The sequence below is a fragment of the Pseudomonas sp. P106(2024) genome, from assembly GCF_057480815.1.
In genome coordinates this window covers 1-430 of record NZ_JBLIYU010000057.1, presented here as the reverse complement: position 1 = coordinate 430, position 430 = coordinate 1, and the positions used below count along the sequence as shown (strand labels likewise).

The 430-nt window shown below is 49.5% G+C and carries 2 tRNA genes; both read left to right on the top strand.

The features are described from left to right. The first annotated feature begins 126 nt into the window (after positions 1-126). A tRNA-Ile gene (locus tag AC25M7_RS25495) sits at positions 127-203 on the top strand. A gap of 6 nt (positions 204-209) precedes the next feature. Then, positions 210-285: transfer RNA gene (locus AC25M7_RS25490), tRNA-Ala, on the top strand. The last annotated feature ends 145 nt before the right edge of the window (positions 286-430 follow it).

The following is a 430-nucleotide window of genomic DNA, read 5'->3' as shown; positions in this document are numbered from 1 at the left end:
TCGTAACAAGGTAGCCGTAGGGGAACCTGCGGCTGGATCACCTCCTTAATCGAAGACATCAGCCTGCTGATGAGCTCCCACACGAATTGCTTGATTCATGCTGTAAAGACGATCAAGACCCTATATAGGTCTGTAGCTCAGTTGGTTAGAGCGCACCCCTGATAAGGGTGAGGTCGGCAGTTCAAATCTGCCCAGACCTACCAATATGCGGGGCCATAGCTCAGCTGGGAGAGCGCCTGCCTTGCACGCAGGAGGTCAGCGGTTCGATCCCGCTTGGCTCCACCACTTCGCTGTACTTGCTTGATCAAACTCAGAAATGAGCATTCGGATCGAATGTTGATTTCTGACTTTTGTCAGATCGTTCTTTAAAAATTCGGATATGTGATAGATAGACTGAATGCCAGTTTCACTGCTGGTTATTCAGGCTAAG